General features: G+C 33.0%; 18 protein-coding genes. 8 read left to right on the forward strand and 10 right to left on the reverse strand.

Features of this window, described 5'->3' with window-relative positions:
* Nucleotides 1–10: 10 nt before the first annotated feature.
* The 5 genes from ACRASX_RS13435 to dnaK all read right to left on the reverse strand — a co-directional run bounded on the left by ACRASX_RS13435 (nt 11) and on the right by dnaK (nt 6,087).
* Nucleotides 11–1,234 (reverse strand): sensor histidine kinase, encoded by a 1,224-nt coding sequence (locus ACRASX_RS13435; protein ID WP_066309109.1) that lies wholly within the window; start codon nt 1,232–1,234, stop codon nt 11–13.
* A gap of 355 nt (nt 1,235–1,589) precedes the next feature.
* Complete coding sequence (locus ACRASX_RS13440) at nt 1,590–2,621, reverse strand: helix-turn-helix domain-containing protein (RefSeq protein ID WP_432221590.1); 1,032 nt, start codon at nt 2,619–2,621, stop codon at nt 1,590–1,592.
* A 223-nt stretch (nt 2,622–2,844) separates the two neighbouring features.
* Entirely contained in the window at nt 2,845–3,399 is a 555-nt protein-coding gene (locus tag ACRASX_RS13445) for a fasciclin domain-containing protein (RefSeq protein ID WP_432221591.1), read from the reverse strand.
* Nucleotides 3,400–3,606: 207 nt separating this feature from the next.
* Nucleotides 3,607–4,122 (reverse strand): adenine phosphoribosyltransferase, encoded by a 516-nt coding sequence (locus tag ACRASX_RS13450; protein ID WP_432221592.1) that lies wholly within the window; start codon nt 4,120–4,122, stop codon nt 3,607–3,609.
* Between the two features lie 78 nt (nt 4,123–4,200).
* Nucleotides 4,201–6,087 (reverse strand): molecular chaperone DnaK, encoded by a 1,887-nt coding sequence (dnaK, locus tag ACRASX_RS13455; RefSeq protein ID WP_066309095.1) that lies wholly within the window; start codon nt 6,085–6,087, stop codon nt 4,201–4,203.
* 367 nt (nt 6,088–6,454) lie between these two features.
* On the opposite strand from dnaK, the gene ACRASX_RS13460 reads away from it, so the two are divergent.
* From ACRASX_RS13460 to ACRASX_RS13470, 3 genes are all read left to right on the forward strand, one after another.
* A complete protein-coding gene (locus ACRASX_RS13460; protein WP_432221593.1) occupies nt 6,455–6,889 on the forward strand; it encodes an acyl-CoA thioesterase in 435 nt (144 codons plus the stop codon).
* Between the two features lie 241 nt (nt 6,890–7,130).
* Nucleotides 7,131–7,520 (forward strand): DUF1398 domain-containing protein, encoded by a 390-nt coding sequence (locus tag ACRASX_RS13465; protein WP_432221594.1) that lies wholly within the window; start codon nt 7,131–7,133, stop codon nt 7,518–7,520.
* Between the two features lie 14 nt (nt 7,521–7,534).
* Nucleotides 7,535–8,767, forward strand: a complete 1,233-nt coding sequence (locus ACRASX_RS13470; protein WP_432221595.1) for an ATP-binding cassette domain-containing protein — start codon at nt 7,535–7,537, stop codon at nt 8,765–8,767.
* Between the two features lie 36 nt (nt 8,768–8,803).
* On the opposite strand, the gene ACRASX_RS13475 is transcribed toward ACRASX_RS13470, so the two are convergent.
* On the reverse strand, nt 8,804–10,336 hold the full coding sequence (locus ACRASX_RS13475) for a SulP family inorganic anion transporter (protein WP_432221596.1): 1,533 nt from the start codon (nt 10,334–10,336) through the stop codon (nt 8,804–8,806).
* A 314-nt stretch (nt 10,337–10,650) separates the two neighbouring features.
* On the opposite strand from ACRASX_RS13475, the gene ACRASX_RS13480 reads away from it, so the two are divergent.
* The 4 genes from ACRASX_RS13480 to rlmH all read left to right on the forward strand — a co-directional run bounded on the left by ACRASX_RS13480 (nt 10,651) and on the right by rlmH (nt 14,384).
* The gene (locus tag ACRASX_RS13480; protein WP_432221597.1) at nt 10,651–11,877 is read left to right on the forward strand and encodes a cation:proton antiporter; all 1,227 of its coding nucleotides are present in this window, start codon (nt 10,651–10,653) and stop codon (nt 11,875–11,877) included.
* A 305-nt stretch (nt 11,878–12,182) separates the two neighbouring features.
* Complete coding sequence (locus tag ACRASX_RS13485; RefSeq protein WP_432221598.1) at nt 12,183–13,598, forward strand: adenosine deaminase; 1,416 nt, start codon at nt 12,183–12,185, stop codon at nt 13,596–13,598.
* A gap of 3 nt (nt 13,599–13,601) precedes the next feature.
* A complete protein-coding gene (locus ACRASX_RS13490) occupies nt 13,602–13,904 on the forward strand; it encodes an antibiotic biosynthesis monooxygenase family protein (protein ID WP_432221599.1) in 303 nt (100 codons plus the stop codon).
* 6 nt (nt 13,905–13,910) lie between these two features.
* A complete protein-coding gene (gene rlmH, locus ACRASX_RS13495) occupies nt 13,911–14,384 on the forward strand; it encodes a 23S rRNA (pseudouridine(1915)-N(3))-methyltransferase RlmH (protein ID WP_432221600.1) in 474 nt (157 codons plus the stop codon).
* Nucleotides 14,385–14,493: 109 nt separating this feature from the next.
* Here the strand turns inward: rlmH and clpB are convergent, their stop codons facing one another.
* Nucleotides 14,494–17,094, reverse strand: a complete 2,601-nt coding sequence (gene clpB / locus ACRASX_RS13500) for an ATP-dependent chaperone ClpB (RefSeq protein ID WP_432221601.1) — start codon at nt 17,092–17,094, stop codon at nt 14,494–14,496.
* A gap of 154 nt (nt 17,095–17,248) precedes the next feature.
* On the opposite strand from clpB, the gene ytxJ reads away from it, so the two are divergent.
* Nucleotides 17,249–17,638: a bacillithiol system redox-active protein YtxJ gene (gene ytxJ, locus ACRASX_RS13505; RefSeq protein ID WP_066309062.1), complete on the forward strand. Its 390-nt coding sequence runs from the start codon at nt 17,249–17,251 to the stop codon at nt 17,636–17,638.
* 67 nt (nt 17,639–17,705) lie between these two features.
* On the opposite strand, the gene ACRASX_RS13510 is transcribed toward ytxJ, so the two are convergent.
* The 3 genes from ACRASX_RS13510 to argH all read right to left on the reverse strand — a co-directional run bounded on the left by ACRASX_RS13510 (nt 17,706) and on the right by argH (nt 21,255).
* Nucleotides 17,706–18,866 carry a hypothetical protein gene (locus ACRASX_RS13510; RefSeq protein ID WP_432221602.1) on the reverse strand — a complete coding sequence of 387 codons (1,161 nt, stop codon included), beginning with the start codon at nt 18,864–18,866 and terminating at the stop codon, nt 17,706–17,708.
* Nucleotides 18,866–19,858 (reverse strand): DUF2157 domain-containing protein, encoded by a 993-nt coding sequence (locus tag ACRASX_RS13515; protein ID WP_432221603.1) that lies wholly within the window; start codon nt 19,856–19,858, stop codon nt 18,866–18,868. The genes ACRASX_RS13510 and ACRASX_RS13515 overlap by 1 nt, the downstream gene beginning before the upstream one ends.
* Nucleotides 19,859–19,974: 116 nt before the next feature.
* Entirely contained in the window at nt 19,975–21,255 is a 1,281-nt protein-coding gene (gene argH / locus ACRASX_RS13520; RefSeq protein ID WP_432221604.1) for an argininosuccinate lyase, read from the reverse strand.
* Nucleotides 21,256–21,374: the final 119 nt, after the last annotated feature.

Here is a 21,374-nt window from a genome sequence, read left to right on the forward strand (position 1 = left end):
ATAAGTGGTATTATAAAACTATTTCGTCATTCAAAGGTAAAATAATTACAAAAGTTGCTCCTTCGTCTAACGCACTTTTTGCAGTTATGAGACCGTTGTGTTTTTCAATTATTTTTTTTGCAATCGCTAATCCAATTCCAGTTCCTTCGTAGGCGCTACGATCGTTTAAACTCTGAAAAATCATAAAAATACGATCAATATAACTTTCGTCAAAACCAATGCCGTTGTCTTTTACTTCTAATCTGCAATACCTTCCATTTTCAGAAACGGCACTTTCAAAAGATTTTTCCGCAATGATTTCAGCAGTTATTGTAATTAAAGGAGCTTGATCTTTCTTTGCGAATTTTAGAGAGTTACCGATAAGGTTTTGAAAAACTTGTCGCATTTGACTCGGAATTACCGTAAGTGTTGGCAAGTCGTCAATTTGAAGCACCGCTTGTTTAGAATCAATTAAATAGTCAAAGTCTGTAACCACTTCATCTACAATTGAGTTAAGATCGGTTTCTTCTGGAGGAACGTTGGAGGATAAGCGCGAATATTCTAGTAAATCAGTAATTAAGTTTTGCATTCTTTCAGCAGATCGAATGGTTCTGTCAATGTAATCAAGTGATTTTTCCTCCTTAACTAAAAATTTTTCTTTTATTATTTTAATGAAAATCTGAATTTTTCGAACGGGCTCTTTTAAATCATGCGAAACAACCCAAGAAAATTGCTGCAATTCATGATTACGCATCTCTAATTCTTCATTTTTTAAAACTAGTTCTTTGGTTCTCGCACTCACCATTTTCTCTAGATTTGCTTGGTCTTTTTTACGAATTTCAATTTCTTTTGACAGCAAATCACGGACTATTTTTAGTTCATTTTGTTGGTTGTAAATTTTCAAAAAAGTTTTGACTTTCAAGATCAATAAGTCCGGATCAACGGGTTTAGTTATATATTCTACTCCACCGGTTTCATATCCTTTTGATATGAATTTTTTTTGCTTGTTGACTGCAGATAAAAATATGACGGGAATATCTTTGGTTTTTTGATTTCCCGCCAAAATTTCTGCTACTTCAAAACCGTCCATAGTTGGCATTTGCACATCCATAATTATTACAGAATACTCGGTTTTTAAAATTTTTCTCAACGCTTCCTCTCCTGATGTAGCCGTTTCGACTTCAAGATTGTTCAGTTCAAGAATTTTTTTTAGGGCGATTATGTTTGCCTCTATATCGTCAACAATTAAAATCATAATTAGATGGGAGCTGTTTTCAGATGAATGATGTAACTCAGTAATTACCTACTTCGTAAAAAATGAAAAAATTTTTGACTGAAATAGGGTGTTTTTTAACTTTTTATAAGAAACTCTTCAAAAATAAAAAAAAGAACTTATAAACGACTCTTTATAAAATCTATTTTTAAATTTTTATTTAAAAATTTTCTACCATTTTTAATTTTTTTCTTTTGAGTTAAAATATAAATTTTTCAGGTTATTTAGTAGGCTTTACGATTGCTATTAAATTTTACTTTTTTTATATGAAACCAAATGATACTAAAAAAACAGCTTTCCAATAAAAGCTGTTTTTGATCGAAAATTCAGAGGTATGTTAGGCTGTGATAGCTAGCGAATTTTGACTGTATCTGTAGTCTTTTGGACTACAGTTGTATTTTTCCTTAAATATTTTAGAAAAATAACTTCTGCTACTAAAACCAATGCTATAAACGATCTCAGAAATATTTAAATCTGAATTGCGCATTAAGCTTTCGGCTTTCTCAATACGGGTATTTGTGATAAAATCATTTACTGTTCGATTGTGAACCAATTTAAAACCTTCTTGCAATTTATTAGCTGATAAGCCCGATTTCTGACATAAAAATTTAATTGAAAATGATTCGTCCGGTTGTTGCTTAATCAGTTGAGACAACTCTTTAATTGCATCAATATCTCTTAAACTCAAACAAGTAGACTCGCTAAAAATATTTTTGTTGCCCAATTGAGAGTGTTGTTCAATTTCTAACGCTAATATGATTTTAAAAATACCTTCTTTCAACAAATTACGAACTAATCCTGTTTGTTTCACCGCGTTCAATTGCTCAATTTTTTCGGCTATTCTAAAATTAGGTGCGCCCAAATGAATAAAATTTCCATTATCAGATAGTGGCTCAGCAAAAGTTTGTGTTAATATTTCATGCAATGCATTTGTTGAAACTGCTTTTTCATCTTTAGTATCCACTAAAATTAATAACACTTTTGTTTTTTTATCTTTGGCAAAATACAATTCATTTTCCTCTACATTGTTAGTAGTTAAAATTGCTGTTTCGTATTTTGATACGGTATTTATTTGTTCTTGCTTGTCAAAACGATGATTTAAAGCGCCTTCAGAGCAATAGGTAAAAATAATTGGAGAAGTTTTAGACGAATTAATATGAAATGAAATTGCTTCGTTAAACCTTATATCAAACTGCACGTATGAAATTCCTTCTTCATAAGTCATCCCTTCTATTTTTCCTTCGCATAAAGGAGAAGAAAGATCTAATGAATATTCTTTTTCATCGGAAGACAAAACGCCTCCAAAACTTGTTTGTAGCCCATTAAACAAGGCTTCCATTTTTGCTGTTTTAAGATTGATATTTTTCATTTTATCCGATTTAAAATTATATTTATAAAGCAGTTTGCAATACTTCGATTTTGATAATTCAAAGTTCTTCTTTTTGTCCATTGACTTAGTTATACAATTTTTTGTATATGTTTCATAATTACATTTTTAGATGTTTTTTAAATAAAAAAAAGCTGTAACATGTACTGTTACAGCTTTTTGGAATTAAAAATAGTTTTGGAATTATTTTGTATTCAAACTCAAATTAACTTTTAGGTAACAAAACCGCATCAATTACATGAATGACACCATTTGACTGATTGACATCTGCAATTGTTACTTTAGCTTTGTTTCCGCTTTCGTCACTAATATATAATTCTTTTCCATCCATCCAGGCAGTTAAAGTACCGCCACTTACTGTTGACAACATAGCTTTACCTTTACCCATTTTGATTGCTTTAGCAATATCCAGCGCATTCATTTTTCCAGATACTACATGATAAGTCAAAATTCCTTGTAGCATTTTTTTATTTTCTGGCTGTAGTAAAGTAGATACTGTTCCGTCAGGTAATTTTTCGAAAGCTGCGTTTGTTGGAGCAAAAACCGTAAAAGGCCCTTTTCCTTGTAATGTCTCTACTAAATCAGCTGCTTGTACTGCTGCAACTAGCGTAGTATGATCTTTAGAATTTACTGCATTTTCGATAATGTTTTTAGTTGGGTACATTGCTGCTCCTCCAACCATTACTGTTTTTTGAGCAAATGAACTTACTCCGAATACCAATGTAAATACTGCTGCTGTTAAAATGTTTCTAGTTTTCATAATTAAATTTTTAAGTTATACAGACATTTACGGCATTAAGTGTATTTTGGTTTTATTAAAAGAGAATTTTTTTTAAAATAAATCTTAAAACACTATTAGTCAGTTTTTTAAATTTTTTTATTATATAAATATTACACATAATGTGTGTGTGAACTTTTCTATTTCATTAAAATGAAAAACGGTAATAACTTTAAAATCCTATATCATTTAATAGGTAAAAGCCGAAAAAATCGGGTAATCCTTTATCTTTTCTCTTCCATTCAAAAAAGAAAGTTCCATTAAAAAATTAAACTGAACAATTTCGCCTCCCAATTTTTCAATTAATTCACACATTGCTTTTGCAGTTCCGCCTGTGGCTAAAACATCATCGTGAATCAGTACTTTATCACCCTTTTGAATTGCATCGGTATGAATTTCCAGATGATCCGAACCATATTCTAGTTCGTACGATGCAGATAATGTTTGATACGGTAATTTATTGGGTTTCCTAATGGGAACAAAACCTGCATTAAGTTCTTGCGCCAATAGTATTCCGAATAAAAAACCACGACTTTCTGCTCCTACTACTTTGTCAATACGTTGTCCTTTTAAAGAATTTGCTAGAATATGCAAACATTCTCTTCTGGCTTTGGCATTACTTAATAGTGGCGTAATGTCTTTAAACAAGATTCCTTTTTTGGGAAAATCTGGAACGTCACGAATATAATCTTTAAGTTGTATCATAAGAATAGAATTTCACTAAAGGTCATAAAAAAAGCCGAGTTATTGCTAACTCGGCTTTCTATTTATAAATCTAAGAAATTATTTAACTTCTTCGAATTCAACGTCTTCAACATTATCACCTTGTGGTGCATCTCCTTGTGGTTGAGCAGCTCCTTGACCTTGGTCACCTTGCGCATACATTGCTTCTGTAGCTGTTTTCCAAGCTGCATTAACATTGTCTAAACCTTTTTGGATCGCTTCAAGATCTTGAGATTGGTGCGCCATTCTCAATTCAGTTAAAGCAAATTCGATAGCTGTTTTGTGGTCAGCAGTAATTTTATCTCCTAACTCTTTCAATTGAGTTTCAGTTTGGAAAATAGTACTATCTGCTTCGTTTAATTTCTCAGCTCTTTCTCTTAAGATTTTGTCTGAATCAGCATTAGCTTCAGCATCTTTTTTCATTTTTTCGATTTCTTCAGAAGTTAATCCAGAAGAAGCTTCGATACGAATGTCATGAGATTTTCCTGTTCCTTTGTCAGTTGCAGAAACTTTAATGATACCATTAGCATCAATATCAAAAGTTACTTCAATTTGTGGAACACCTCTTGGAGCTGGTGGAATACCATCTAAATGGAAACGACCGATCGTTTTGTTATCAGCAGCCATTGCTCTATCTCCTTGCAATACGTGAATTTCAACTGTTGGTTGAGAATCTGCTGCAGTAGAGAAAACTTGAGATTTTTTAGTTGGAATAGTAGTATTAGACTCAATTAATTTAGTCAATACACCACCCATTGTTTCGATACCTAAAGATAAAGGTGTAACGTCTAATAACAATACATCTTTTACATCTCCAGAAAGAACTCCACCTTGAATAGCTGCTCCAATTGCAACAACTTCATCAGGGTTAACTCCTTTTGATGCTTTTTTACCAAAGAATTTCTCCACTTCTTCTACAATTCTTGGCATACGAGTAGAACCTCCTACAAGGATCACTTCGTCAATATCAGATGTAGATAAACCTGCATCTTTTAATGCTTTAGCAACTGGTTCCATAGAACGTTTAACTAAAGTAGCTGCTAATTGCTCAAATTTAGAACGAGATAGTTTTTTAACTAAGTGTTTTGGTCCTGAAGCGGTAGCCGTAACGTATGGCAAGTTGATTTCAGTTTCTGTAGAAGAAGACAATTCAATTTTTGCTTTCTCTGCAGCTTCTTTCAAACGTTGCAATGACATTGGGTCCAAACGCAAGTCAATTCCTTCTTCCGATTTGAATTCGTCAGCTAACCAGTCAATAATAACTTGGTCAAAATCATCTCCACCTAAGTGTGTATCACCATTTGTAGACAATACTTCAAAAACTCCATCTCCTAATTCAAGAACAGAGATGTCAAAAGTACCTCCACCTAAATCGTAAACAGCAATTTTTTGATCAGTTCCTTTTTTATCCAATCCGTAAGCTAATGCCGCAGCAGTTGGCTCGTTAATGATACGCATAACTTTAAGACCTGCAATTTCTCCAGCTTCTTTCGTAGCTTGACGTTGTGCATCATTAAAGTAAGCAGGAACAGTAATAACTGCTTCAGTAACTGTTTGACCTAAATAGTCTTCAGCAGTTTTTTTCATTTTTTGAAGTGTCATTGCTGACAATTCTTGTGCAGTGTATAAACGACCATCAATATCCACACGTGGCGTATTGTTGTCTCCTTTTACAACACTGTAAGGAACTTTACCTAATTCTGATTGAACTTCAGAAAAACTATGTCCCATAAAACGTTTAATAGAAGCAATTGTTTTAGTAGGATTTGTTACCGCTTGTCTTTTTGCAGGATCTCCTACTTTAATTTCTCCACCTTCAACAAAAGCGATGATAGATGGTGTAGTTCTTTTTCCTTCAGCATTAGGAATAACCACTGCCTCATTTCCTTCCATTACAGAAACACAAGAGTTTGTCGTACCTAAATCAATTCCGATTATTTTACCCATTTTTTATATATTTAATTTTGATAATAATTTTTGATCTCTTCTTGCCTAAGTCAATCTTTGTGCCAATATAAAAAACATTAATAAATTGTCAGTTTTGAATGGTAGCAAAGCTTCCCAAATACTGACAGACTGACATTTTTGCATTTTGTCAGTAATTTTTAGAGCTGTCAGAAGTGAACGATCCTATTTCTAACTACTTTATGAAATTGAATCTTTCATTCCGATCGATACATTTTTATTAATTAAAGTACATACTAATTTTATATTAAAATCGGGATTGCATAAAGTATCTTCGGTACAATTTCTTAGTTTTGCGGCGATATTTACTTTTAAAAATATCGCGACTTAACTAATTTAAATACGACAAATGACATCTTTCAGCAAACAATTATCTTTTCGTTGGTCCGATTTAGACCCTAATTTTCATTTACGCCATAGTGCTTATTATGACTTTGGAGCACAACATCGTGTAGAAATATTAGAACAATTAGGACTGACATTACGCGTCATGCAAACGCAACATTTTGGACCAATTTTGTTTCGTGAAGAATGTGTTTTTAGAAAAGAAATTAACCTTTCGGATGTTATTGTCATGAAAACCAAAATGTCTAAAATGAAAGCAGACGCTTCTCGTTGGTCTATTGTACATGAATTTTACAATGATGAAAAATTATGTGCCGTAATTACGGTTGATGGTGCTTGGATGGATACTAAATTGAGAAAAATAGCGACACCAACTCCTGAAATTATAATTGAAGCCTTGAGCGTTTTTCCTAAAACAGACGATTTTATCGCGCTTTAAAGTAATTAAGTAACTGCAAAATAGTCAATTCTCTTTTTGAGTTATTGGTACGATTTTGATCCTAAAGATTATAGCAAAAATAAAGTCTAATACATGTAAATTTTAATCTTTGCTTAAAGAGTATTTCACGTCTTGAAGTAGTATACTTAATATTGATATCTAATTAAGATTTTCTTACCAATCTAAAATATCGAAAAATGAAAAATTTACTTACTTTTATAGGTCAACAAAAAAGAAATTTATGTTTACAATAGATCAAATCAAAGAGTCGCATGCTAAAGTAAAGACAGGCGCAGATTTTCCAAATTACATTCAAGATTTAATAATTTTAGGAGTTAAAGGCTATGACACTTTCGTTAAAGATGGTTGTACCGAATATTATGGCGTAAATAACTTTACCGCTTCTACCGAAGAGAAATATAATGAAATAGCCATTAGTTCGACAGTAAATAAGGAACGCTTTATTCAGTTTTTAGTTATGCATCAGGATGGTGAGACCGATTACTTCTCTTTTTGCAATCAAGCAGCACAATGTGGAATAAATAAATGGCGTATCGATATTGTCGAAATGACTTGTACATATTTTGATCTTGAAGACAATGCCGTTGTAATCGAAAAAATTCCGAATTAAAAAATCAAACACAAATGCTTTATAATTCTCATTGGGAATTGCTACTCTCCAATCAAGTCGACAAGAAGAGTTTTATTGATGAAATTGTAAAAGGAGAATCTATTGCAGAACTTTACTTTTTAAAAAATTTAAAAGGTTTGTTATTTTCTGACTTAGCAATCGAAAAGTTTATTAAAAGAGAATATCAGTATGATAGTATCGCCTCGACAACTTCTGCACGAAAATTGCGCACCTTTTCATCTGGAGAACGCAAAAAAGAATTTTTAAAACACTGCATCGCGCAGAAACCAGATTTTATAATATTTGATAATCCTTTAGATCACTTAGATCAACTATCTAGAAAAAATTTAGAAGAAGCGATAACCAAATTAGCGCAGCATACTATCATTATTCAAATTGTAAATCGCAAAAGTGATTTGTTTTCTTTTACATCGAACAAAGCGCAAATAATCGATAATTCATTCACGTTCCATCCTATTGATTCTTCCGAGATAAAAGAATCTTCTATTTCCAAGACGCTTCTTCCTGAGTCCTTGGACGTTGGTGAACCCATGTCAAATCCATTAGTAAAACTAAACCATGTTTCGGTCAGTTACGAAGATCGAAAAATTATAAATAGTATTTCGTGGGAAATTAATAAAGGTGATTTTTGGCAGTTAATTGGTCCAAATGGTTCCGGAAAGAGCACTATTTTGTCACTTATAAATGGTGACAATGCCAAGGGTTACGGTCAAGATTTACATTTGTTCGGAACAAAAAAAGGAAGCGGTGAAAGTGTTTGGGATATCAAAAAAAACATTGGTTTTTTCTCTACAGCGATGATGGATTTATTTCAAAAAAATCATACTTTGGAACAAATGATTCTCTCTGGATTCTTTGATTCAATTGGTTTATACATCGAACCAACAACGCACCAAAAAATTGTGGTTTCGCAATGGCTTGAGGTTATTAAAATGAGTCATTTGAAAAATAAAATATTTACTCGGCTTTCCATCGGGCAACAACGTGTGGCTCTTATCGTACGAGCCGTTTTAAAACACCCACCACTGGTAATTTTAGACGAGCCCGTTGAAGGTTTAGATGATTCAAATACAGCGCTTGTTACGCAATTAATTAACTTATTAGTTAAAGAAAGCAGTATGGCGATAATTTACGTTTCTCATAGAATCGAGCCCAATTTAATTCCAAAATTTATTTTTGAATTAATTCCCAACGAAAATGGGTCCATTGGTCAAATTAAAAACTAAAAAAAGAGCTTGAAATTTCAAGCTCTTTTTTTAAAACTAATCTATTGCTACTTTATAGGTTGGATCTTCTACTATATTGACCTCAATAATGCTTCCTGCATTGCGTAATAGCAAACGGCAGTCTTCGCTTAAATGTCGCAGATGTACTGTTTTATTCTCTTTTGCATAGCGTTCGGTAATTTTATGAACGGCATCTATAGCGCTCATGTCTGCGATTTTACTTTCTGCAAAATCTATGATAACTTCATTGGGATCTCCAACTACATCAAACTTTTCTGCGAAAGCAGTTGTAGATGCAAAAAACAATGGACCGTAAATTTCGTAATGCTTCACTCCTTTTTCATCAATATACTTTTTAGCTCTAATGCGTTTGGCACTTTCCCAAGCAAAAACTAAAGCCGAAATAATTACTCCTATTAAAACTGCTAAAGCTAAATTATGCAGAAATACAGTCACGATGGCAACCAAAACCCCAACAAAAATATCGTGTTTTGGCATTTTATTGATAACTCTAAAACTAATCCATTCAAAAGTTCCAATTGCTACCATAATCATCACACCCACTAATGCAGCCATGGGTAAAAGCTCGATTATAGGAGCTCCAAATAAAATAATAATTAAGATAGTGAGAGCAGCAATAATTCCCGACAAGCGAGCTCGTGAACCTGCTGAAAGATTAACTAGTGTTTGGGCAATCATTGGACAACCTCCCATTCCAAAAAAGAAACCATTTAAAATATTAGCACTTCCTTGAGCGATACATTCTTTGTTTCCATTTCCTTTAGTTTTTGTAATTTCATCAACCAAATTCAATGTTAACAATCCTTCGGTTAAACCAACAGAAGCCATAATTAAAGCGTACGGAAAAACAACTTGTAAAGTTTCTAACGTAAATGGAATATTAGGGATGTGGAAAGGTGGAAAACCGCCACTTATTGAAGCGATATCGGCAACAGTTTTAGTTTCGATGCCAAAACCTAATACGATGCCAAATACTACTAAAATCGCCACTAAAGACGCAGGAATTACTTTTGTTATCTTAGGTAAAAAGAAAACGATGCCGATTGTTAAAGCAACTAAGCCGACCATAATATAAAGCGGATTGCCACTTAACCATACACTTTGACCGTTAACAATAGTTTTAAATTGCTCTAATTGTGACATAAAAATAATTATTGCCAAACCATTTACGAAACCAAACATCACGGGTTGCGGTACTAATCTTATAAATTTACCCCACTTAAATAATCCGACTAAAATCTGGATAATTCCCGCCAATGCTACAGCGGCAAAAACAAACTCTAAACCGTGTGATTTCATTAATGCAATTAAAACAATAACCGTAGCTCCTGCTCCACCAGAAACCAAACCTGGACGACCACCAAAAATTGCAGTTACCAATCCCATTATAAAAGCAGCGTATAAACCAACAAGTGGAGGAAAACCAGCTAGAATAGCAAAAGACAACGATTCGGGAATCATAGTCATTGCAACCGTTAAACCTGCTAAAATCTCGATTTTATAGTCTACTTTCTGAGTAAAATCAAATAACTTAAAGTATTGCTTCATTCGTTTTAATTCTGGAAGATTTTATTATTATTAATTGCAATTTTCAGGCAATTGTAAGAAAGAGAGTTCTTTCAATTTTAGAAAGGCAAAAGTAAAATTTTTAAAAGAAATGACAAGTATAAAGTGATAACTATAAAATAAATACGAGTAAAATAGCGGTCAAACAATCATTTGCAAAGGGAATTACAAGCAAAATATTTAGTCCAAAATGATGAAAAAGTATTATATTAAGTTTCAAATGTATTATATTACATGCTTTTTTAAACTTTTTTTTGAATAAGAAAAGTGAACCACTCAAATTTTAAATTTCATTTATGACTATTATAATTACTTTTTGCGTTTTATTACTTGTCGCTTATCTCTTTGATTTGACGTCTTCTAAAACTAAAATTCCATCAGTTATATTATTGCTTTTATTAGGATGGGTTGTTCGTCAAGTAACTGATTTACTATTTATTGATCTTCCTGATTTTTCTATGGTATTACCCATTTTAGGAACTATCGGTCTGATTTTAATTGTTTTAGAAGGATCTTTGGAATTAGAGTTAAACGAATCAAAAATTAGTTTGATTAAAAAATCATCCTTGGGAGCATTTTTACCCGTAGTAACGATGGCTATTATTTTGGCGTACCTTTTTCACTATTATGGTGGCTATGATTTTAAAGCATCTCTATGTAGTGCTATTCCGTTTTGTGTGATTAGTAGTTCAATAGCAATCCCTAGTGTTCGAAATTTAAGCTCAGAAAAACGGGAATTTGTTACTTATGAGAGTAGTTTATCTGATATTTTTGGTGTGATTTTTTTTAACTTCGTTTTGTATAATACTGATTTTGGTGCAGCTACTTTCGGATTTTTCCTATTGCAGATGCTAATTATCATTGTAGTTTCGTTTTTAGCAACTCTACTGCTTTCGTTTTTATTGAATAAAATTGACCATCATATTAAGTTTGTTCCAATTATTTTGTTGATTATTTTAATTTACGAGATATCAAAAATGTATCACTTACCAGCTTTACTATTTATCCTTATTTTTGGACTCTCAATTAATAATTTTGATGAGTTGAAGCGTTTCAAGTGGAGCGAAAGATTCCGTCCTGATTCATTAACGAAAGAGGTCGAAAAATTTAAGGAATTAAATATAGAAGCTGCTTTTGTAGTACGCTCTTTATTCTTTTTACTATTTGGTTATTTGCTAGAAACCTCTGAAATATTAAATCCAGACACGGTTATTTGGGCATTGGTCATTGTATTAATTATTTACTCTCTTCGTGCCATACAGTTGTATTTATCAAAAATTCCATTGATGCCATTATTGTTTGTCGCACCTCGTGGATTAATTACGATATTATTGTTTTTAAGTTTAGATCCCATTCTAAAAATTCCTTTGGTGAATAAATCTTTAATAATTCAAGTCATTGTCTTAAGTACTGTTTTTATGATGTTAGGAAGTTTACTGACCACTAAAAAACAAGAACTTCAAAAGGAAAAAGAAGAAAAAAAAGCTAAAGAAGCCAATGAAATTGAAGTTTCTAAACTGTAGTCTTGATGTTGATTTTAGAACTATCTTGGTCTTTCTAGGAACGATAAATTTCTCCGATAATGGTAAAGCCTATCACCAAATTTCGATTAATTTGGTGAATTTTTGTTGGATACTTCTCAGCTGCAGCAAGAAGAAGATTGCATATTTTTGAATCTTAAATTTTATATTGAATGACAAGATTGATAAAATAAATAGCGATATTCTATCAAACTAAAACGCCAACAACCGAGCTTCTTTTAAAATTGCGCGAAATAAAGTACTTTTGCTAACTGTAAATATTTTTTATTTACTTTTAAACGTGCTATATGAAATTAATTGCTACTCTATTTTTTTCTATTTTTTTTCAATTTACATTCGCTCAATCGACTGCTGACTATTTAACTAAAATTAGGACTAAAGAAGTCGAATTAACTGCATTTTTTCAGCAAATGCCAAAGGGAGGTGACCTACACCATCATTTTTCGGGTTCTATTTATGCAGAGCCTTTATTAGCAAAAGCAATTAAAGAAGATTTTTATGTAAATTTAGAAACGATGGACGTTTCTAAATCAAAAGGAATTAGAGGTAATTGGTCTTTATTTTCTTCTTTAGAAAAAGAAGGAAAACTTAAAGCATATCAGCAAAAAATTCTAGAAACGTGGTCGGTAAAAGATTACAACGGATCAGTTCCATCCGATGATTTATTTTTTGATTCCTTTGATAAATTTTTTACAACTCTCGACGGTAGCTTTCCGAATGGTTTACTGGAATTAAAAAATAGAGCTATTGCAGAAAATTTGAGTTACATCGAAACACAATTGTCTACAATTCCGCACGATCTAGATTTAGCTGATCTCAAGCTCTACGATAAACAACTTCGAGAAGCTGCAGTTTCGAAGGACGAAAAGAAAGTTTTTAAACTTTTAGAAGAGATATTCAATTCTATTGAAAAAAAGAACGCTCAATCGTATGCAAAAGATTTTAATCAGAATTTCGTAGCCAAATTACACCATGACCTAAAAATTGACGACAAGCAATTTACCATGCGTTATCAAAATTTCGTGTTGCGTTTTATGGAACCTGTCGATTTATTTACCAACTTGGTGATCGCATTTATCTCAGCCGATTCTAGCGATCTTATTGCTGGAGTGAACATTGTTTCGCCAGAAGATGGCGCTACTTCGATGCAAGATTATTGGTTACACATGGTTTTCTTTAAATATTGTCACACAAAATTTCCAAACGTAAAATACACTTTGCATGCCGGCGAATTAACGCTTGGCTTAGTGCAGCCTGAAGATTTAACGTGGCACATTAATGCTGCGGTTCATATTGCGGGAGCAAATCGAATTGGGCATGGTGTTGCTATTGCGTATGAGAAGAATTCATACGAATTATTACGATATATGTCTAAAAATGACATTCCAATTGAAATAAATTTAGTCAGTAATGAATTCATATTAAAAGTAAAAGAAAACCGTCATCCGTTTTCGCTTTACAAACAATTTGATGTTCCAATTGTAATCAGTACCGACGATGCTGGAATTTTAAGAACAAACATAACAGAGCAATTTGTTTTACTCGCAAAACGCTATCCTGAAGTGAGTTATGAAGATATTAAAAAATACGTATACAACAGCATCAACTATAGTTTCATCAAAGAAAAATCAGTCAAAAAACAATTAATAAAAGATTTAGATCAACGCTTCAAAACTTTTGAAGATTCCATTTCAAAACTATAATTTATGATTTTAGAAGGCGTCGTACTTTTTGTAAAAAAAGGTAAAACAAAAGATTTTGAATTGGATTTTATAAAAGCAAGTCAATATATTAGTGCTGTCGAAGGATATTTAAGTCATACTTTACAAAAATGTTTAGAGATAGATAATAAGTATCTTTTACTAGTTGAATGGAATACTTTAGAATCTCATACCATAGGATTTAGAGAATCATCAGCTTATTTACAATGGAAAGAATTGTTGCATCATTATTACGAACCTTTTCCTACTGTAGAACATTTTAAAACTGTCTATTCCAATAAAAAATAAAATTTAATGAACATTAAGCTTCTTGCCATTGGTAAAACCGATAATAAAGCGTTGCAAACTTTAATCGATGATTACAGCAAACGATTGTCTTTTTATATCAAATTTGATCTTGATATTATTCCAGATATTAAAAATGTAAAAAACTTGTCTGAAAGCCAACAAAAAGAGAAAGAAGGCGAACTAATCTTGTCCAAATTAGCGGCAACTGATCAGTTGATTTTATTAGATGAAAACGGTAAAAATTTTTCGAGCGTTGGATTTTCTGACGAATTGCAAAAGAAAATGAATTCTGGAGTAAAAACTCTGGTTTTTGTAATTGGCGGTCCGTACGGATTTTCAGAAGCAGTTTACAATAAAGCCCAAGGAAAAATATCACTGTCTTTAATGACGTTCTCGCATCAAATGGTACGTTTGTTCTTTATAGAACAATTGTATCGTGGATTTACAATTTTAAAAAACGAACCGTACCACCATCAATAGATAAAACAATTCTTTAACAAAAAGCTACGATGAATTTATATAAAAAAAAGGTGCAAAAATTAAATTTTGCACCTTTTTTCAATTTACTACTGAGTACTTAAAATTAATTTCAAACTGTATGCGTTTGGTTTCTAAAAACCAATTGACCATCAAAAGCATCTAGCAAAATAATACTATCGGTGGTAATGGCGCCCGAAAGAATTTCTTTAGACAATTGATTTAAAACTTCACGTTGCACTACACGTTTTACAGGTCTGGCTCCAAATTGCGGATCGTATCCTTTGTCGGCCAAATAGGCAACTGCTTGTGGAGTTGAATCCATCGTTATGCCTTGCAACGCTAACATTTTGGTCACGCTTTTTAATTGTAAACCGACAATTTTTGTAATATTGGCGACGGTCAATGGTGTAAACAAAACAATTTCATCAATACGGTTGATAAACTCCGGACGAACCGTCTGTTTTAGTAAAGCTAAAACCTCCACTTTTGCCGCTTCAGATGCAGCTTCAACATTACCCTTACTATTATCAAATTTATCTTGTATAATTTGACTACCCATATTAGACGTCATGATGATAATGGTATTTTTAAAATCAGCCAAACGCCCTTTGTTATCCGTTAAACGACCTTCATCTAAAACTTGTAATAAAATATTAAAAGTATCTGGATGCGCTTTTTCAATCTCATCTAACAAGATTACAGAATACGGTTTTCTACGAACAGCTTCTGTCAATTGTCCGCCTTCATCATAACCAACATATCCTGGAGGCGCACCAACTAAACGGCTTACACTATGACGTTCTTGGTACTCGCTCATATCAATACGAGTCATCGCATTATCATCATCAAAAAGATATTCTGCCAAAGCTTTGGCAAGCTCGGTTTTACCCACTCCAGTAGTTCCTAAAAATAAAAACGTCCCAACTGGTTTTTTCATGTCTTGCAATCCCGCTCTACTTCTGCGTACAGCATCACTTACCGCTTCAATTGCTTCTTCTTGACCCACCACACGTTTGTGTAATTCATCTTCTAAATGCAATAATTTTTCGCGTTCGGTTTGTAGCATTTTCATAACTGGAATACCGGTCCATTTAGCCACAACTTCTGCTATATCTTCGCGAGTTACTTCTTCTTTTATTAAAGAACTACCTTGTTGAAATTCTTGTAATTGTTTTTGCAATGCTTCCAAACGTTCTTGTGTTTCCTTGATTTTTCCATAACGAATTTCAGCTACTTTTCCGTAGTCACCGTCACGTTCTGCACGTTCCGCTTCGTATTTAAAATCTTCGATCTCATGTTTTACCTGCTGAATACCATCCACGATGTCTTTTTCAGATTTCCATTTGGCATAAATCTCGTTTCGGTCTTCTTTTACATTGGCTAAATCCAATCGAAGTCCTTTTAGTTTTGACTCATCATTTTCGCGTTTAATGGCTTCAATTTCAATTTCCAATTGCATCACTTTACGATCCAAAACATCCAATTCTTCGGGTTTTGAATTAATTTCCATACGCAATTTCGAGGCAGCTTCATCCATCAAGTCAATCGCTTTATCTGGTAAAAATCGATTCGTTATGTACCGTTGCGATAATTCGACAGCAGCAATGATCGCTTCATCTTTAATCTGAACTTTGTGATGCGTTTCGTATTTTTCTTTAATTCCACGTAAAATTGAAATCGCACTTTCAGTATCTGGCTCATCGATCAATACTTTCTGAAACCGACGTTCTAACGCTTTGTCTTTCTCAAAATATTTTTGATATTCATCTAAAGTAGTCGCACCAATAGCTCTTAACTCTCCGCGAGCCAGAGCTGGTTTTAAGATGTTAGCTGCATCCATAGCGCCATCTCCACCGCCTGCTCCCACTAAAGTGTGAATTTCATCAATAAATAAAACAATGTCGCCTTCGGCAGCAGTAACTTCTTTTACTACTGATTTTAACCGTTCTTCAAATTCTCCCTTGTACTTTGCTCCTGCGATCAAAGCACCCATATCTAGTGAGAAAACAATTTTATCTTTTAAATTTTCAGGAACATCTCCATCAACAATTCTGTGCGCCAAACCTTCAGCGATCGCAGTTTTACCAACTCCTGGCTCTCCAATTAACATGGGGTTATTTTTAGTTCTACGAGTCAAAATTTGCAATACGCGTCGAATCTCTTCATCACGGCCGATCACAGGATCTAATTTTCCAGTACGAGCCAATTCGTTTAAGTTTTTTGCAAATTTATTTAATGAATTATAATTCTCTTCAGCCGAAGACGACGTTACTCGTTCACCTTTTCGCAATTCTTCGATTGCAGCTTTTAATCCTTTTCCTGTAACGCCTTGGTCTTTTAAAATTTGTGAAACTTTACTTTTAGAATCAAAAATAGCTAAAATTAAATGTTCGATCGAAACGTATTCATCGTTCATTTTTTGAGCAATAATTTCAGCTTCGTTCAAAGTGGTATTTGCAATTCTAGAAAACATTAGCTCTCCGCCAGAAACTTTAGGAAAACTCTTAATTTGACTGTCTAAAAGTTGCAGAAATAAAGGCACATTTACATTTAATTTTTTCAATAAAAAAGGTGCTACATTTTCATCAACTTCAAAAATTGCTTTGAGAATATGTTCATTTTCAATTTGTTGTTGCTCATTACGCTGCGCCAATTGTTGCGAAAGCTGAATGGCTTCCTGAGATTTTATGGTAAATTTATTTATATTCATCTTTATTAATTTTTTAGTTACTATTATTTATAAGAATAATTAACTTTGCTAGACAATGGTCAAATTACATTCCATTACATATAAACAGACAAAATGACGTTTATTTTGAAAAAAAATTAAAATATTATGTCAAAAGGTCATAAATCAAGACAAAATGAGTTTTTTATCTAATATTTTCGGAAGTTCTGATGCAGAAAAACAATCAGATTCAAAAGTGAACTGGATTCCTCTTACAAATTTAACACAGTTAGCTGATATTGAGTCTAATTCTAGTGTTAAGCCTATTGTAATTTTTAAACACAGCACTCGTTGTAGCATTAGCCGAATGGCACTGAAACAATTTGAAAGAGAATACGATTTAAATGAAGTAGTTGATGCTTATTTTTTAGACTTAATTTCATATCGAGATGTGTCAAATGAAATAGCGAATCGTTTTGGTGTTCAACATCAATCGCCTCAACTTATTTTAATTAAGAATAAAAAAGCCACTTACAATGCCTCTCATAGCGATATCAATGCAGAGACATTAAAAAGTAAAATTTAGTATACGTATTAAATTATAGGAAATCATATAATACCCAAACCTCATTTATGGTTTGGGTATTATTTTTTTAAAAGCTTCCTCCAGCTCCTCCTCCACTAAAATCTCCACCTCCAAATTCCATCGAAGATTCTGAAGATACTTCTGGGCTCATTCCAAAAGTCGAAGCTACAATTAATGCTTCTGCATTTAGGAATTGATTTGAATTAGTAATTCTATCTGGTTTAAAGGTAATTCCTATGTCATTATGTTTTAATTTTTTTATCGTAAAGAAAGCAATTCCAAACAATACTAATCCTGCGATCGTTAATTCAATCTCTCCTGATAGAGCAGAAAAATAAATCTCAAAAGAATACATAGAAAATGCAACTGCTAAAAAACTAATCCACAGCATAATTTTGTCTTTCGTTTTTAGTGCTTGAATAAAATATAAAATTGGGACGATTATCGTAAAGCAGTAAAAAAATAAAGCAAAGGATATATCCGTACCTGGAAGAATTTCATTTTCTAGCAGTACTACAGAAAGTTCTCTAACTACAAAATAATTACACGAAAGATAAAATAGAATTAAACAGAAAGTATTGGCAAGTAAAATCCCTTCGCGATAATATTGTTTTATTAAATTACCTTTTAATTTTTTTGTCCAGAAATAAAAGCCTGCTGAAAACAAAAGTGAAACAAAAGGTAAAATGCTCTTTCCTAAATTTCCGAACTCCAACATTGCTAAAAATAGAAAGACGGAAAGCGCCACGCAAAAAATAAGCATGGACAGTATGTGTAAGTATCTGGTATACATTAAAATAGCGACAGCTGCCACAACAATAGCAGTAAGTAAATCAGATTCAAATACTTCACTAATGGCCACGCCTAAAGCCAATTGAGATCCCAATAGAAAAGCTTCTTCTAAACCATGTTTAAAATAATTTTGAGCACAGAGAAATTCAGCACCTGCAACTCCGATAATAGCATATAAGTACAGAAAGACTTCCCAATTATTATCAATTCCGGAAATTCCAAAAAGTGAAAATGCACCGCATATTGATACATATAATAATAGACCCAACAAAACGAAACCCAAACGAACAAGAATATTAGTATTTGTCTTAGGCGTGTCCAACTCTTTTTTAATGTATTCTATTTGTTCCTTGCCAATAAAACCAGCATTTTGCAATGACTTTGCTTCCTCGACCAAAATAAGGTTTTCTAGTTTAGTACTGTTGATTGCTTGCATTAGTTTTTAAGTTTATTAAATTTTTTAATCAATTTGATAAAAATTACGATGGAGGTTACAAAATAAAAAGGCAAGAGTACAATTAGCAATTCCCAGATATCATCAAAATCAATTATAGTAAAGAGTTGTGCAATGACCAAATTTAAGCCTATGTAGGCATAAATTATTGTAAAAACATACAATGAAATTGATTTGATTTCGTAACTAATTTTATAAAAATAAAAGCAGGCTAAGCCGAGTATTATCAAGAAAAGCAACCAAATAGCAGAGTTAAAGTGCACCAAATTAGTAAGGGATACAAGACCAATAAGATGTAATGCGAAAGTAAAAAAGATCAATGAAAAATGCGTTTTTAAAATAGTTCGTTTGCTGTAGATTGTCCAAGCTATAAGAGCAATCCCAAGAGCAATTGCAGAAAAACTTAAACCCTCAGTCGCGTAAAATTCTTCGCTTAAGAGTGCACGGGGCGTGACCGTCAATCCAATGTAGGCTGCAAGACCAGTTATTGCTATGCTTAAGACGCTTTTATTATCAAAATAATAAGCAGAAAAAAAACAAATTATCGTGGGTATTAGCATTGCCAAACCATAATGTGTACCGAAAGCATTGTACTGAAATTGCAAATAACCAATAAAGGTGCAGGTTAAAATATTTGCGGCTAATACAACATAATCTAAAACTGGATTTTCGAATTGTGATTCTGTACGACTAAAACCATTGGAGTTTTTAAAACTATAATAAAAGCAAACTGCGATTGTAATCACTAATAGAGATAATATCGCAACGTGCCCGATAGTATCAATGTTGTTATAAATTAAAATTCCAACACCAGAGGTAAATAGTAAAACAGAAAGATAAAGCGCCAGTTTTAGTTCTGCATGCAAGGAGAAAATACCAAGACCACGGTAATCCTTTATTTGATCGAACTGGTTTTCTGTAATGAATTTTTTTTCAAAAAGTTTTAAAGTAGATTTTTCTTCAAATGATGACATACATTTTTTCTGCAAGGTAGTAATTTCAACTATATGTAATTAACATGATTTTTCTGTTTTTGCTATTAATATTAGGTCAAAAAAAATGCGCTATGATTAATAGCGCATTTTATATTTTAATAGGAAGCTTTCATCTTCTCTTTAATCTCTGTTAAACAAAGATTGTTGATACTTCCTTCGTGCGTATGCTTTGTTGCTTTTGGTGATTCGTATGTACCACTTTCCAGCTGCTCAGCAACGGCCTTGTATGCATCTCTAAAAGGCATTCCGGCAACTACCATTTCGTTTAACGTATCAACAGTAAAAAGATAATCGTACTTTTTATCGTTTAGTATTCCTTCTTTAACTGTAATGTCTTTGATTGAAAAAATTGCAATATCCAAGCAGGCTTTCAGGTTTTGAAGCGCTGGGAACAATCCTTCTTTTAATAACTGCAAGTCGCGGTGATAGCCACTTGGAAGGTTATTGGTGATTAATGTAATTTCATAAGGTAATGCCTGAATCTTGTTGCATTTTCCGCGAATTAACTCAAACACATCTGGATTCTTTTTGTGCGGCATGATGCTCGAACCGGTCGTTAGATGCGCGGGTAAGCCAATGAAACTGAAGTTCTGACTCATGTATAAACAAACGTCCATAGAAAATTTAGACAAAGTTGCTGCGACGCTACTCATTGCGAACGCCACTGTTTTCTCTGCCTTTCCACGACTCATTTGAGCCGCAACAGCATTGTACTTCATAGTTTCAAAACCCAATTCTTGCGTGGTAAAGGTTCTATTGATAGGAAATGAACTGCCATAACCTGCAGCAGAACCCAACGGATTTTGATCTACAATTTTTAACGCAGCATTCAACATCGTTACATCATCAATTAAACTTTCGGCGTAAGCTGAAAACCACATTCCGAAGGACGATGGCATGGCAATTTGCAAATGCGTATACCCTGGTAACAAAACATTTTGGTGCTTTTCGGCGGATTCCATCATCAGATCAAACAACGTTTTTACTTGCTCCTTAATGGCTTTTAATTCGTCTTTTAAATACAAATGCACATCGACTAAAACTTGGTCGTTGCGAGAACGCGCGGTATGAATTTTTTTCCCAGCATCGCCCAACTTAATAGTTAACAAATATTCGATTTTAGAATGAACGTCTTCGAAAGTATCTTCGATTTCAAAGTTTCCTTTTTCGACATCGGCAATAATTTCATCTAAAGCAGCTACTAACGAACTGGTTTCTTCGGAAGTTAACAGTCCGATTTGGCCTAACATTTTGGCATGCGCAATAGAACCCAAAGCATCATATTTGGCCAAAACCAAATCTAAATCTCTATCATTTCCAACCGTAAATTGCTCAATTTTTTTGTCGGTTGGTATTCCTTTTTCCCAAAGTTTCATAATTATTACTTTTTTGTTTCGCAAAGAGGCTCAGAGATTGCTCAGAGATTTGCGAAGTTTCTTATTTAAGAAAAAACTTGAATTAAAATTTAAGTCCCTAGCCCCGATAGCAGCGGCAT

Origin of the sequence: Flavobacterium sp. TMP13 (assembly GCF_050847115.1) — a bacterium.
Classification (GTDB): domain Bacteria; phylum Bacteroidota; class Bacteroidia; order Flavobacteriales; family Flavobacteriaceae; genus Flavobacterium.

Coding starts and splice junctions, on each gene's coding strand:
- ACRASX_RS13435 (WP_066309109.1), bottom strand. CDS start 1,234: ATGATTTTAATTGTTGACGATATAGAGGCAAACATAATCGCCCTAAAA.
- ACRASX_RS13440 (WP_432221590.1), bottom strand. CDS start 2,621: ATGAAAAATATCAATCTTAAAACAGCAAAAATGGAAGCCTTGTTTAAT.
- ACRASX_RS13445 (WP_432221591.1), bottom strand. CDS start 3,399: ATGAAAACTAGAAACATTTTAACAGCAGCAGTATTTACATTGGTATTC.
- ACRASX_RS13450 (WP_432221592.1), bottom strand. CDS start 4,122: ATGATACAACTTAAAGATTATATTCGTGACGTTCCAGATTTTCCCAAA.
- dnaK (WP_066309095.1), bottom strand. CDS start 6,087: ATGGGTAAAATAATCGGAATTGATTTAGGTACGACAAACTCTTGTGTT.
- ACRASX_RS13460 (WP_432221593.1), top strand. CDS start 6,455: ATGACATCTTTCAGCAAACAATTATCTTTTCGTTGGTCCGATTTAGAC.
- ACRASX_RS13465 (WP_432221594.1), top strand. CDS start 7,131: ATGTTTACAATAGATCAAATCAAAGAGTCGCATGCTAAAGTAAAGACA.
- ACRASX_RS13470 (WP_432221595.1), top strand. CDS start 7,535: ATGCTTTATAATTCTCATTGGGAATTGCTACTCTCCAATCAAGTCGAC.
- ACRASX_RS13475 (WP_432221596.1), bottom strand. CDS start 10,336: ATGAAGCAATACTTTAAGTTATTTGATTTTACTCAGAAAGTAGACTAT.
- ACRASX_RS13480 (WP_432221597.1), top strand. CDS start 10,651: ATGACTATTATAATTACTTTTTGCGTTTTATTACTTGTCGCTTATCTC.
- ACRASX_RS13485 (WP_432221598.1), top strand. CDS start 12,183: ATGAAATTAATTGCTACTCTATTTTTTTCTATTTTTTTTCAATTTACA.
- ACRASX_RS13490 (WP_432221599.1), top strand. CDS start 13,602: ATGATTTTAGAAGGCGTCGTACTTTTTGTAAAAAAAGGTAAAACAAAA.
- rlmH (WP_432221600.1), top strand. CDS start 13,911: ATGAACATTAAGCTTCTTGCCATTGGTAAAACCGATAATAAAGCGTTG.
- clpB (WP_432221601.1), bottom strand. CDS start 17,094: ATGAATATAAATAAATTTACCATAAAATCTCAGGAAGCCATTCAGCTT.
- ytxJ (WP_066309062.1), top strand. CDS start 17,249: ATGAGTTTTTTATCTAATATTTTCGGAAGTTCTGATGCAGAAAAACAA.
- ACRASX_RS13510 (WP_432221602.1), bottom strand. CDS start 18,866: ATGCAAGCAATCAACAGTACTAAACTAGAAAACCTTATTTTGGTCGAG.
- ACRASX_RS13515 (WP_432221603.1), bottom strand. CDS start 19,858: ATGTCATCATTTGAAGAAAAATCTACTTTAAAACTTTTTGAAAAAAAA.
- argH (WP_432221604.1), bottom strand. CDS start 21,255: ATGAAACTTTGGGAAAAAGGAATACCAACCGACAAAAAAATTGAGCAA.